The organism is Candidatus Paceibacterota bacterium, assembly GCA_041661265.1.
GTDB lineage: Bacteria > Patescibacteriota > Minisyncoccia > JAHIHE01 > JAGLIN01 > JBAZUT01.
Genome location: JBAZUT010000009.1, coordinates 1 through 12,749, shown reverse-complemented (window position 1 = coordinate 12,749; position 12,749 = coordinate 1). Strand labels below are relative to the sequence as shown.

The 12,749-nt window shown below is 41.1% G+C and carries 17 protein-coding genes, 2 tRNA genes and 1 pseudogene; 17 read left to right on the top strand and 3 right to left on the bottom strand.

The genetic code is table 11. The features are described from left to right. The first annotated feature begins 146 nt into the window (after window positions 1-146). The 17 genes and pseudogenes from WC788_06680 (at window position 147) to WC788_06600 (ending at window position 10,912) form a co-directional block, all read left to right on the top strand. Window positions 147-650, top strand: coding sequence for a hypothetical protein (locus WC788_06680; protein ID MFA6097283.1), 504 nt, complete (start codon window positions 147-149; stop codon window positions 648-650). Next, window positions 647-1,051 carry a hypothetical protein gene (locus tag WC788_06675; GenBank protein MFA6097282.1) on the top strand — a complete coding sequence of 135 codons (405 nt, stop codon included), beginning with the start codon at window positions 647-649 and terminating at the stop codon, window positions 1,049-1,051. The genes WC788_06680 and WC788_06675 overlap by 4 nt, the downstream gene beginning before the upstream one ends. 157 nt (window positions 1,052-1,208) lie before the next feature. Continuing rightward, window positions 1,209-1,280, top strand: a tRNA-Arg gene (locus tag WC788_06670). 8 nt (window positions 1,281-1,288) lie between these two features. Then, window positions 1,289-1,510: a hypothetical protein gene (locus WC788_06665; GenBank protein MFA6097281.1), complete on the top strand. Its 222-nt coding sequence runs from the start codon at window positions 1,289-1,291 to the stop codon at window positions 1,508-1,510. A gap of 16 nt (window positions 1,511-1,526) precedes the next feature. Continuing rightward, the gene (locus WC788_06660; GenBank protein MFA6097280.1) at window positions 1,527-1,685 is read left to right on the top strand and encodes a hypothetical protein; all 159 of its coding nucleotides are present in this window, start codon (window positions 1,527-1,529) and stop codon (window positions 1,683-1,685) included. A 43-nt stretch (window positions 1,686-1,728) separates the two neighbouring features. Continuing rightward, on the top strand, window positions 1,729-1,914 hold the full coding sequence (locus tag WC788_06655) for a hypothetical protein (GenBank protein MFA6097279.1): 186 nt from the start codon (window positions 1,729-1,731) through the stop codon (window positions 1,912-1,914). A 212-nt stretch (window positions 1,915-2,126) separates the two neighbouring features. Further along, window positions 2,127-2,738, top strand: a complete 612-nt coding sequence (locus tag WC788_06650) for a hypothetical protein (GenBank protein MFA6097278.1) — start codon at window positions 2,127-2,129, stop codon at window positions 2,736-2,738. A 591-nt stretch (window positions 2,739-3,329) separates the two neighbouring features. Next, window positions 3,330-4,610 carry a phosphoribosylamine--glycine ligase gene (gene purD, locus WC788_06645; GenBank protein ID MFA6097277.1) on the top strand — a complete coding sequence of 427 codons (1,281 nt, stop codon included), beginning with the start codon at window positions 3,330-3,332 and terminating at the stop codon, window positions 4,608-4,610. A 149-nt stretch (window positions 4,611-4,759) separates the two neighbouring features. After that, the gene (locus WC788_06640; GenBank protein MFA6097276.1) at window positions 4,760-5,158 is read left to right on the top strand and encodes a VCBS repeat-containing protein; all 399 of its coding nucleotides are present in this window, start codon (window positions 4,760-4,762) and stop codon (window positions 5,156-5,158) included. Between the two features lie 280 nt (window positions 5,159-5,438). Continuing rightward, the gene (locus tag WC788_06635; protein MFA6097275.1) at window positions 5,439-6,119 is read left to right on the top strand and encodes a hypothetical protein; all 681 of its coding nucleotides are present in this window, start codon (window positions 5,439-5,441) and stop codon (window positions 6,117-6,119) included. Then, window positions 6,110-6,180: transfer RNA gene (locus WC788_06630), tRNA-Ala, on the top strand. The genes WC788_06635 and WC788_06630 overlap by 10 nt, the downstream gene beginning before the upstream one ends. 67 nt (window positions 6,181-6,247) lie before the next feature. Then, entirely contained in the window at window positions 6,248-6,739 is a 492-nt protein-coding gene (locus WC788_06625) for a Panacea domain-containing protein (GenBank protein MFA6097274.1), read from the top strand. A gap of 436 nt (window positions 6,740-7,175) precedes the next feature. Beyond that, on the top strand, window positions 7,176-7,820 hold the full coding sequence (locus WC788_06620) for a hypothetical protein (GenBank protein MFA6097273.1): 645 nt from the start codon (window positions 7,176-7,178) through the stop codon (window positions 7,818-7,820). A gap of 78 nt (window positions 7,821-7,898) precedes the next feature. Further along, window positions 7,899-8,030: pseudogene (locus WC788_06615) on the top strand (HNH endonuclease signature motif containing protein). A gap of 9 nt (window positions 8,031-8,039) precedes the next feature. After that, window positions 8,040-8,570, top strand: a complete 531-nt coding sequence (locus tag WC788_06610; protein ID MFA6097272.1) for a hypothetical protein — start codon at window positions 8,040-8,042, stop codon at window positions 8,568-8,570. A 361-nt stretch (window positions 8,571-8,931) separates the two neighbouring features. Further along, window positions 8,932-9,150 (top strand): hypothetical protein, encoded by a 219-nt coding sequence (locus WC788_06605; GenBank protein ID MFA6097271.1) that lies wholly within the window; start codon window positions 8,932-8,934, stop codon window positions 9,148-9,150. Window positions 9,151-9,262: 112 nt separating this feature from the next. Then, entirely contained in the window at window positions 9,263-10,912 is a 1,650-nt protein-coding gene (locus WC788_06600; GenBank protein MFA6097270.1) for a class I SAM-dependent methyltransferase, read from the top strand. Window positions 10,913-11,000: 88 nt separating this feature from the next. Here the strand turns inward: WC788_06600 and WC788_06595 are convergent, their stop codons facing one another. From WC788_06595 to WC788_06585, 3 genes are all read right to left on the bottom strand, one after another. Next, window positions 11,001-11,264, bottom strand: coding sequence for a hypothetical protein (locus WC788_06595; GenBank protein ID MFA6097269.1), 264 nt, complete (start codon window positions 11,262-11,264; stop codon window positions 11,001-11,003). Window positions 11,265-11,593: 329 nt separating this feature from the next. Further along, a complete protein-coding gene (locus WC788_06590) occupies window positions 11,594-11,974 on the bottom strand; it encodes a hypothetical protein (protein ID MFA6097268.1) in 381 nt (126 codons plus the stop codon). A 168-nt stretch (window positions 11,975-12,142) separates the two neighbouring features. Beyond that, a partial coding sequence (locus WC788_06585; protein MFA6097267.1) for an RNA methyltransferase occupies window positions 12,143-12,749 on the bottom strand: 607 nt, incomplete at its 5' end.

The following is a 12,749-nucleotide window of genomic DNA, read 5'->3' as shown; positions in this document are numbered from 1 at the left end:
TGTAGGATTTACAACTCAACATCATAGCATGATTTAGAATAAATGTCAATCGTTCGAGATCTTCACCACTATTGACATCGGAATTGCATTATGCGTAACTGTGCTGTACGTTCAAAGCGGATCGTACATTATATTCGGAGGTAAGTATGTCAGACGAAAAGTGTATATGTTATGTGAACATGACCGTATCGGAGCTTAAACAGCTGCATGAGGAGAATCTTTTGGCTGAGGCTATGGTCGGAAGCATTCCGACGCATTTTAAAGAAAAACAGTTCTCGGAAGTCATAAAGAGGGCAGCGATTGCGCCGGGCAATATGGAAAAATTGCGTGAAATATTGCTTGATAATGAGAAAAAATCAGTATTGGACGAAACCGAGCTTGTGGCAATAAAAAAATTGCATTCTGTGAATCTATATCACACGGAAAAAGCGATCTGGATGTCTCTCTATGAGCTTATCAATGGAAAATTCCATGAGAATGAAAGAGACACGCTTGAAGCAGTCGTCACAGTGATCGCAAGAAGCGAAGGAGGCGGAGCCCAATGGAACGATATGATCGAGAAGGCTATGCTTGAGCGATTGGATATTACAGGCCACCATGATATATATATATATATAGCTTCGAACGATATGCAAATCAGATCCCCATGACCATTGAGATATTCGGCTTCTCCATGAAACGTTTCAAGGAGCGGTTGGCGGATATTATCGAAAAAAACAAAAAGGAAGAACCCCGGCTTTGTATGGAAGCGTCAAATAAATCCAGCATCGATATAGATTCTGATGAATATATCAAGATCACGGATGATATCATGACGTCTGCAAATGCGGAAAATAGCGAATACCAGCGTGACGAGCGTACAAAATATGCGGTCGAAATATATAGGACGCTAAATTCATGGGAATATGAGATCGGCGAAAGGCGCGGGATCTGCGATAAATTTGATCAGTGGGGGTCGCAATCGGCGCTCAAAAAAACAAGCAAAGTTCTGAACTTTAAATACATCCCAAGAGGATTTTGGGACAAAGCTTGGACAGGGATATTCAATTAAGATATCCTTTTTTATTACGGCGCCGGAACCTGCATGCTTGTTTCGCTGCCAGCATTCGATGAAACGTGCCGGAAGGCAGCGGAGTGGGATTCGCTGCGGGGTTTGATGTTGACTTATGCCGGATTACTGTTATATTAAATGAGTATTATATATATCCGTCCCCGTAGTTCAATGGATAGAACAAGAGACTCCTAAGCTCTAGATATAGGTTCGATTCCTATCGGGGACGCAGAAAAAATGAAAAATGCAAAGATCAAAATGAAAAAATATGGAAAACTATTTTATCTGCCGGAGGGCGGTTTTTTTGTGTTCAAGATCATGTATTGTCGCGACAAGTTTGCCTGTGAAAGAGGTCCGCACCTCCAGCGGGAGGTCGGACCTCTGGTAGTTATTTCAGGGACTCGATTTTTTAGTAAAATAGCGGTTGTTGACATTATTCCACAACAAACCTATTATTGAGCCAATGGAGGTTGTTATGACTGAGGCGGATGAGAAGATGTTCTATTGCTGGATAAAGCTCCGACTTATAAAAGATTGGGAATGCAAAGGTCTGCTATCTTGCGAAAAGGGCGTTGCAAAAGGAGGATGCTGTTTCGGAAAATTCGTTATAAATAATAAAAAACCGGTGAAATGATGGCCGGTATTTTTTTTCGTAGTTTCACAATTATCGTCAAAATATGGTTCAATCTCCCGTTGCAAGTCAGCAAAATGTCCAAATTAATTATGCAGCGATATGTTCATTCCCGGATGTCATCCTGAGCGTAATGGAATGGAGCGAAGGATCCAGCCTTTATGACGATGAGAATGCCATAGACATGGGGATTCTTCGACTCCGCTTCGCTTCGCTCAGAATGACGACATAGGACGAATATATTCTGCCATTTGGACATTTAGATGAATAGTTATGAGGACATTATAGCTTAATGATTACAGTCCCCTTGACAGATATCAAAATCTGTGATAACCTTATAAGGCGTGAAAAAAAGCGCAAAACAACCATCTCCCGAAGTAGGGGAATCGGCTTCAGAAACTGAGGATGGCATAGCATACACGTATGTATGCGAAGGAACAATAAATGAACAACATATATAAGGTAATAGTCGCCTTTATGGTCTTGTTTGCATTGACCATGAGCGCAGAAGCGGCAAAGCCCGTAATCGTAAAGCATGACGGAGTCAATACAATTGCGTCTTTCACGCAAACTGTGAATGGCAATACGACTGACACTTACATTTCGGGAACATGGGGGAATGACGGAACATTTGTATCTTTCAGTTCTTCGACATACGATGAGGGGTGGAACTACATTTCATCCACATATGGCTATGGACCAATTGATTCGAGCGTTGGGTTCGTATCAGTTGACAGAAACAAATTGAATAAAGCGGAGATGTTTATATCCGCAATGAACGTAACAGTTCAGACTTGCGACCCAGTGACATACATGTGTACGGAGGAACCGGCAGTTTTGAAAGACATTGATGTCAGATTCACAGGCGTCGGACCGGTTAGCAAAGGAAGTTACAAATACACATTCAATGACGGAACGTTTTCCATCAGATACAGTGACAGGTCAGCATTTAGATATGCTACAGCCATCGGAAGTGTCGGCGGAGAAACATTGGGAAATGCCTATTACGCCAATATCGGCGTATACAAATCAGCCCAGATCATCACACAGAAGTAGACAAACTTGTCTGCTCTTTTTTTATTCGGTATTGACTCAGATCGGAGGCGGGTGTAAAATATCTTCATAAGCGGCACAATGAAGTGTCAAAAAGACGAAGAAGTCTCTCTATAATATCTTACAGGGAGTTTTTTTGTTTTTGAAACAAATTTAAAGAAGGAGGAAAACAAAATGAGCAGCATGACCGGAGAGGGAGAAAAAGAAAGAAGAGAAATGCACAATGAAAAGAATTGCGGATTTGCGAGGATCGAACGAGAAAAAGAAAACAAAGAAAAAAGGAGAATATCCTAAAATACAAGAAAGCCGGAAAAGGCTTTCTCTTTTTTTCGTGATATGTTTATATATTCTCGTATTGAGAGCAGATCTTGCATTTATACAGGTCGGATCCTCTGTTGATGTCGATTGCCGGCATTATAATATAATTTCAGAGGTCTGACCTTGCGGACAAGGTGCAGACCTCTTTTCGAGTTTTATATATTGACAAAATGGAAATAAAAACTAAACTGAATACATTGATCGGGGGAAGTTAAATAATTTACGACTAACCAATCGATCGAACATTGAAAACAGGAAAAAGGAGGCAGATGTCTTATGAAACAGAGAGTATTGGTTTTGGGAAACGGCGGGCGTGAAGATGCGATGGTGAACAGGCTGGTTCGTGAGGGGCACAAGGTTTATGCAATCCCCGGAAATGCGGGAACAAAGAAGATCGGGATAAATGTGCCGATAGATCTTGCGAATTTGGACGAACTTGCGAGGTTTGCCAGGAACAATGTCCATGTGACGATCGTGGGGCCGGAAACGATCCTCAACCAGGGGATAGTGGACCGGTTCAAACACGAAAGAATTCCGATATTCGGTCCGGGGAAATTCGCCACTCAGCTTGAAGCGGACAAACTTTTCGGGAAACTTTTCATGGAAGAGTACGGGATCCCGACCGCGGAATATGAAATGTTCCAAGGCTATGAAGATGCGATGGAATATGTCAGGAAGAATAATCTGAAAAAGGGCGTCGTGAAGGCGAATGGCCTGGCTTCCGGAAAAGGAGTTTTCGTCTGCAAGACAAGAAGAGAGATCGAATCCGCGTTATACAGGATAATGGTGAAGCAAGAATTCGGCTGTGCGGGAAATATCGTCCTTATAGAGAAACTTCTTTCGGGGCGCGAATTGTCGCTCATGGTGTTCTATGACGGTCGCACGTTCAAAATGTTCCCTTTGATACAGGATCACAAGCGCGCTCATGACAATGATAAAGGTCCGAACACCGGAGGAATGGGAGCCATCGGACCGCTGACCTGGGTGAGCGATGACCTTTTCAAGAGGATCAAACAGGAGATCGTCATTCCGACCATGCAGGGCTTGAAAGACCGGAACATGCCTTATGCGGGCTGTCTTTATTTCGGACTGATGATGACAAAAAAAGGACCGATGGTCCTTGAATATAACGTCAGGCTGGGAGATCCTGAGGCGCAGGTCGCGATGGCGCTTCTTGGAACAAGCTTTCTGAAGATCGTCGAAGTGTGCATTGCAGGAAAGCTATCCGAGGTCGAAATAGACTGGAAGAAAAAGTATGCGGTATGTCTGGTGCTCGCTTCCGAGGGCTATCCCGCGAAAGTCAAAGATGCAAAGAAAGAAAAGATCATAATAAGCGGGATCGAAGAGGCCGAAAAGATCTCCGGAGTCTATGTAAATCATTCCGGCACCGAACGGCTGAATGACCTCTATACATTCAAAGGGAAACGCGTGCTGTCGGTGACGGCCATAGCGAACACGAAAGAAGAAGCTCGCGCGCTGGCATACAGAGCCGCAAAACTCATCAAGTTCGATGGGAAATGGTGCAGGGAGGACATCGGGATCGAAAGCAGCTGGTAATAAATATAATATGAGCAGTTTGATGGATCATCACTGCTTTTTTAAATCCATATAATACAGATAATCCCGATGTGTTGACAATAATGATAAATAAGCGTATAATGCAGTTTAGGCAAAGTACCGGTTACTTGAATAAAGGAGGTAAGAGAATGAATAAATGGATATTGGTTTTGACTGTCATAGCGATCGCTGCTTTGACGGCAGGATGTATCAACGGTCCGCCCTATATTGTAAGGGAGGACATGAACAATGACGGTTTGAACGATACTATAATAACTCAGTATGACTCAGCTATCGATGTGATCTATATAACGATGGACGGATCTGGCGGTTCTTTTTCAAAGGAAATAACGAGAAGGAAAATTGAAAAAGCTTCAACGATCGTTTTTGATCTGAATAAGGATGGAAAGCATGATGTCATCTATAAGACCAGTTACGTGGATGGTTCATGGGAGGTCCTATACGGAAAAGGGGATGGAACCTTTGAAGATCACAGGGAGCTTGGGATGGATGAAATGCAGGCAATAAAGAACTATAAGTCGAATTAATTTCGGCTTACTTTTTTAATTGATCGCAAGGCTTGTGTTTTTTTCAGATTTTGGTAAGATAACTTCGTGTAACGTGTGGCATATAACTTATAGCTTAAAATTCAAGGTGCTTAGTCGTGTTTAGTTGGCGGTGTGGGTTATGAGTTACACGTTATAAGTTGATTTGGGCCGTTAGCGCAGTTGGTAGAACAGAGATGGCAGATGGCTGTAATAATCAGTGAGGGCGATGTGGTTTTCTATGTAGTTTGCACATTGATAAGCGCGGTGGTACAATAAAGATATGAAAATGCAAACCACAAAAGATAAAGCTATCGATCTGAGAAAAAAAGGGAAAACATATAAAGAGATTCAAAAATCTCTGAAAATTATGATCCCTAAAAGCACACTTTCAAATTGGTGTAGAAATATCGGTATGTCGGAAGAATATCACAAGAGAGTGAAAAGTATGGTTGTGAGGAATGCACGCATTGGTCGTAAAATCGCATTGGTCGTAAATAGAAACAATAGAAGAAAGTATTTGGAATCGGTCACGCAGCGGAATAAGCGGCTTGCGAATGCATTGAAAAACAAGGACATCGCCAGGGTTGCACTATCAATGCTGTATTTGGGAGAAGGAGGCAAGAGTCGTAAGCGGGGTACAGTGTTGTTTGGTAATTCGGACCCATTTATTATCAGTCTTTTCTTGCGCTTGTTGAGATTTTGCTATAATATCAATGAAAACAAATTTCGGTGTACTCTTCAATGCAGAGCCGATCAGAATATAATTGAATTGGAAAATCTGTGGTCCAGGGTCACGAAAGTTCCGTCGTCGCAATTCTATAGAGCAAGAATTGACCCGCGAACAATAGGGAAAAAATCGGAAAAAAAGAATTACAAGGGAGTTTGCAGAATTGATTATCTGTCTGCTGACTTGCATTTAGAATTAATGGAAATGCCAAAAATGTTTCATAAGGGCCCATAGTTCAGTGGTAAAATATCGCAATGGCATTGCGAAGTCAGGAGTTCGACTCTCCTTGGGTCCACAGAAATTACTTTACTTTGGATTATTATTGTGGTATAATATTTATAGAATTTAGTAAATGAAAAGACATGGCAAAAATCAACGAAAAAAAATATAAGGAGATTATCTTATATCTTGCGGAAAAGCTTGGCGGCGAGATAAAAGGTAAGAAAAAACTAGCGAAATTGTTATATTTCGTCGATTTTGATTATTTTGAAAAATTCAATAAATCATTGACCGGCGATGTTTATAAGGCGTTGCCCATGGGGCCATTTCCTATAACCATGGAAAAAGTGCTTGCTGATATGAATGGAAAAGAGATTGATATAAAACAAGAAAAAGAGAGGGCTGATTTCAACCCGACGGAAATTTACAAAGCCAGAAGGAAAATTGAAAGAAATTTTTCAAAGGAAGAACATGAAATATTAGATAGGGTTATTTTGAAATATGGCCACTTATCAGGAAAACAACTGGAGGATCTGACGCACGCAGAAGCGCCATATATCGGTACAGCTCCCAATCAGGAGATTGCTTATGAGCTGGCTTTTTATCGCGGAACTAACATGGAAGAAAATGCTTAATTTTGTTTTTCATCCTCGTTTTGAGAAAGAATCCGCCAATTTGAAACGGCGGTTTCCTTTTTTTTGATCCCGGCATTGAGTCATTCAAGCGAATCTGCGAAGTCCATTTTGATCCAGTAAACCCAAGGCAGGTCATCGCCCCGGCAAAGCTGCATAGGATCAAGTGTTTTGAAAGCTTTGCAATTTGGAAAATAGAACTGGCAGTCAAAAATTTACGTCCCAATCAATTCCCGAGAGTCTGGTTTGCCGTTCGGGGAGCAACAGTTGCGTTTTTGTGCGTAGCTTCTCATATCGACAATCATGATGATAATGCGATGGATAGAGAAGCTGAAAAATTGGTTGATTCACTTTTTTGATTAATTTACGGACTTGCTTGGGGTTAAGTAAAATTGTCAAAACTCTCGGTGTTTCGCTTGATGATTTAATGAAGTAAATTATGGCAGGAAATAATTACTTAAAAAATAATGTAGTGCTAGAGGAGAAACTACTTAGTCTCATTCCCGACAAGTTTAGGGAAGTTTTTGAATCAAAGCTGAAAAATGTCCCAAGTTACTGGCAGACTATAAGCGAAATGCGCGCGATTATCATTTTTAATAATAAGCTTGGTATCTCCGTGATTGAGATAGATAAAAAGACTGTTTCTAAGAAGGATGTTGATTTTGCCTGTGAGCTAAATGGGGGAACTATATATGTGGAAGTGAAAGGTTTTAGGCCAGAAGAGTATGAGAAAGCAAGGCGTGGTGGTGTGCTTTCTGGCGATGATGATGAAATCAAAATAGATCGAGCTTTAACGAGAGCCCGCAATAAATTTTTAGATAACGCGCATAACATTGTGGTTCTTGCAGATGAGGATACTATGCGGCCGCCGCTTTTTATGAGTCCAATTTTGGAAATGCAAAATACACCAGAGATGTATTTAAATCTTTGCGAAAATTCTAAAGTCAGCTCCCTGATGATTTTAGGGGGGATGTACGAAGAGCAGATGTTTGATTATAAAATTTGGCACAATCCAAATCCGCAAAAATATCTTCCAGAAGCAATCCTGTCACTGTTTTTGCAAATGCGTTCAAATAATTTTTAGTTATTACACCTAAAGCAAATAGCTTATGAAAAATAAATCATCAAATAAATACTTACACAAGGCAAGTCAAGTAAAAAATGCAAAGAACATTTTGAAACAGAAGAAATGGAAGCCGACCATATAAAACCGTGACATGAAGGCGGAAAAACCGTATTAAGTAATTGTCAAATGTTGTGCAAACAAGGTAATCGGACTGAATCGGGGAAATAAAGTCTATTTATGGATAAACAAGTATTGTTGGATAATTTAAGAACAAATATGCCAAATAATTCGCTATTTAATAGCGGGCAAGAGGTTATATATTTTCTGATTACCGCTCGCAAGATTATTGATAATGAAAATCTAACTTCAAAATACGAAACGCTGTATGTATACTGCAACTGGATAGTTCACCCTAAATTAGATAGAAAATCATCAACTGAATTTATATCATCTTTATTATCACCCAATTTAATTTTAGGTAAATCGAACAAAGAAATTCTTAGCAATATTAAAAAATATGTAAATGATATATTTAATTTCAAAAAATTAAAAGCTGACATCGAGAGATTTGTTAAGGATAAAAATATACCGGTCAATCCTTTGTTAAATTGGAATTCATTTTGCAAACATTTCTTAAAAGAAGTTAATACATCTGAAATTGAATTTAATATAAAAGACATTACTGTAACAATTAAGATTGAGTGTGAAAATAGCAGCCGTTATAAATATGCAATATTTATAAAAAAAGGATTGGGTCTTTGGTATTGAAATATAAATAGAAAAGGACGGAGCGCCAGGTAACGCTGGCACAAATTCTGTCGGCGTTCAAAGCGCGGGCAAGGCGGAAGGGGGGGGGGTGTGAGGGAATTCCGCCTCGCCCGAGCCGAAGTGAAGCCCCGCCGCCCTGGGCGAAGGAGGGCGGATATATTGTCGCGAAGCCACATCGAACGCAGTCCCGAGTCCTCGGGACGAGCAGTGACAGTCCGGTACGGTCCACTTTTTCGCTTCCTCATCAGGAAGCTTCAAGGTGCAAAGCATTTTTATTGTTTCAAAATCCGTTTGTGACCGGACTTTTTAATTGTTGACAAAGAGACAATTCAGATTAATATTAATTTCGGAGGCAGAGAATATGAGCTTGTGTCCGATATGCGGCCGCGCTTATTGCGACCACACTCTGGAAGAGCGGGACCAAACATATGCCGAGATGATGGCCGATCTCACTGAAAAGGAGCTTGAGCTTTGCATGAATGAGCCGGCGGATTCTCCAAGAAAAATAGATATGGGCAGAGAAATTCGAGCAAAGCAGAAAGAAGCTCGTAAGAGCGAGATCAACAGGTCGTATGTGTGACTTCTGAATTGAGAGCAAAAAAACTCTCTTTTTTTAATAAATGTCCATTTGTCGCCAATGGAGCGATATTTTGATATACTAAGCAGAGAATAAGAGCATAAACCGATCAAATATGGAAATGAATGAAAGAAATTTTATACAGGCCTTTAACGACAGGACTTCCGGCGATTTGCCGGATGAGGATGCGGATACCGGCAATCCCGAACAAAGAAAATATCCCGAGAAAGAACTTAATATCGGTGAGGTCTATTTTGATAAAGGACTGGACGGGGTAATGGATAAGGAAGAATTTTCGGCTGAAGTGCAAAAGATAAACAGCGAGATCGAAAAATATCTGGGCGAGAACGAAAATACGTCAGCATATGATTTTCGGGTCTATAGCGATAGAAAAGAGTATGAAGAATATCTTAAGGCCGGTTTTCCGGATAAATTCGAAAAGGGTGTCATCGAAGACGATATGTATTGCATTTATGACGAGAAAAGCGACAAGTATCATATAGGCAAGTTCATGACGCTGAAATCGGACCCGGATGATCCGAAGGTCCGGAAATATCTCGAAGAAAATGAAATCACATTCGAAGAGTTCGAGATACGTTCGAGGAAAAACTACAAATATAGCATCTATCCGACCATAGCGCACGAATTGACCCACGCCCATTCTTTTTTTAACAAAGTTGATTACAGGGAGCCGGGAAACAAATGGGCGCAGGAGATGGCATGCGTGTTCATCGACCAGGAAATGTGGGAAAAATATACGAAGGATTTTTTCGATTACAGGAAGATGGTTGAAGACAAAGCAAGGGAGCAAGTGCGGGACAAGGACCCATATGACGAGATCGTAAAGGATTTCAAAGAGGGGGATTTTGCGGTCGAGGAGTGGGAAAGACTCGTTTGCCGGTTCCTGGAAAACAGATTCGGAAAAGAAAAGCTCAAAGAATTTTGGAGTGTTCTGTCCGAACGAAAGCGCGAGGCCGACCTCGAAAAGTGCTTCGGGGAGGTTTTTGGAGAAAGACTGAAAGATGTCATGAAGCTGTTCCGGGAAGAGGTGGGACCCGAGCCTGAGCCCGATTTAGATAATGCGAAAGAAGAAGCTCATTTGGCGCCGATGATCGAGGAGTTGAAAAGCGGTTACAAGCTGAAGTATCGCTATCCGGACGGAGAAGAGATAGAGGTTCAGAAAGAAGGATATGATCCGGGCGGGTTTGTTCATATTAAACGCAGAACGCCGGATGGGAAAATCAAAGAGAATGGTTTTGACCGGACCAACCGGGATGCTCGATGGTTTTTTGGCACCCGGAATCCCGAACAGCTGAGGGAATTCGTCAAGGATAAGAATTTGGGCCAGACGCTTGATGTTGGAACGGGAGCGGGAAAGTTTATGGATGAACTGCGCGAAGCGGGAACCGATGCACGCGGATTGGATATCTGGCTTGATCATAAGCAGATCGATTCCGGAAACTTTATTCTTGCTTCGGCTCACCGGACCGGACTTCCCGATAATTCCGTCGACACTATTTTCATAAACACTTTTATGCACTATGGGATGGAGAACGAATTCCGGAAAGAAATATTGGAAGAACTGGCCCGCATACTCCGTCCGAACGGAAGGATATTGATGAGCATTGTAAAAGGGGATCAGAGAAGGTATTACAATTCCATATTGAAAGATCTGAAATTGAAGATCAATGCATCTTCGGAATTTTCCAAAAAAGCCTCCAAGGGAAAGCTGGAATATATAGAACTGCGAAAAGTCTCAGATTAAGAGTTTTCTCTCCGATAGGGTCCGATGCAGAAAAACGTTCGCGATATCTGTCGGATTCCGATCTGCTATAAAGAAAGAACTCCCGTGATCAGGGAGTTTTTTTGAATTTTTTCATTAAGACCGCAAGAATTGTGAACATGGCGGAAGGTATTATGGCATATTCTTTCGCATATCCGAATGCCACAACGAGAAAAGCCAGTCCAACTGCAAAGAAAAAAACTGCGACGACCGAATCAAATGAATCCCGATCGTATATATTATTCACATAGTCGTCAGCGGCTTTTTTTGCAAGAGCAAAAAGAAATGCCGCTATGCTCACAAGAATAAATGCTATAACTAGTTCATTCCACATAATCATCTCTCCTGTTGTATAAACAACAGAGTATAGTCTCATAAAAGAACAGAAATGTCAATACCTTTTGGTAATGTGTACAGACATATTGATCTTCTGGTAAACTAAGGGCATATGTCAAAAACTATGCCAAAATCAACACAAGAAGAGGGGTGCGGATGGAGAAAACTCATCCCGGATAATGAGATATCAATTTGGAACATGAGAAATGTCTGTCCTTTTTAGAGAGATCGATAAGATATCGGTTGTATAAACATTCTTATTGCATTTTCCAAATACGGCAAGCAGGATTATCTTATAAAAAAAGCGTATGTTCTACGCTTATATAGTTACTTATATTTTGATATCGTACCTCCCATGATCTCCACGGTATCGCCGGCTTTTAGCTGTTCTGTCGGATTTATCTTGTTTGTTGGGAAGTGATAATACTTTGGAACTGTAGATGGCGTCGGAGCCAACAATACATATACATTATCATCACTTTGGATAAAGTCGCTATGCATGTAATATATTCCGTCAGGCAAGCTGACATCGCCGCTGGCATCCGTTCCTTGAGAATATAAGGCGCCTGAAAAAAATATCACCGCGATTCCCATAATAATTCCCACAAATTTTATTAACCGGTGGTGTTTTTCAGTTGCACTAATGCCAACAATCAACGACGCGATTCCAAATATGAACAACCCTAGCTCTAATATCATTCTTAACATTCCATCACCTCATTTTTATTCCTCTTTTATTTTTTAAAAGGAACATTGTATTATAGTACTTTATAGTGCTTTTGTCAATACCCTGTCAAATCTCCTCTAGGCAAATGGGGGGAGGGGCTAAAATACCCTTCCGAAGGTTTTTAGCGCATTTTTACAATAGAATTAATGTCAGTTTTTACGATTATTATAAATTTCATGAAAAATTATTGCGGCGCTTGCGGCTACGTTGAGAGACTCAATGTTGGCACTCATCGGGATCCTGATGAAATCATCACTCATTTTTCTGATGGCTTCATCCACGCCATGCGATTCGCTTCCAAGGACAATGCAGAACAGTTTTTGCTTATTCAAAATTTCAAGCCCGTTGGATTTCTCAAGCCGCGTTGTGAATATGGGCCAGCCCGAGGCTGGTCCGCCTTGGGCGGACATTTTTTTCAGATCAATAAGAAATTTTCTATCCTTATCAAATCCGATGTTCAGTTTGAAAATGGCGTCTTTTGCGGCGCTGATGGTTTTTGGATTATAGACGTCCGCCGAGCGTTCGTCGATCACGATATTTTGCAGATCAAACGCAAGAGCAGACCTCAGGATCGTGCCGACGTTTCCGGGATCGTTGATTGCGTTGAGATAGACAATCGGTTTTGTATGGTCAATTTTGTTGCCGGGTTTGGAATATACCGCGGCGATTCCCGGCGGGGTGTCCATCGAAGAAAATGATTTATTTATTTTTTCATCTATCAAATAGTACTCGGTTATTTTTGTCTCATTTACGATG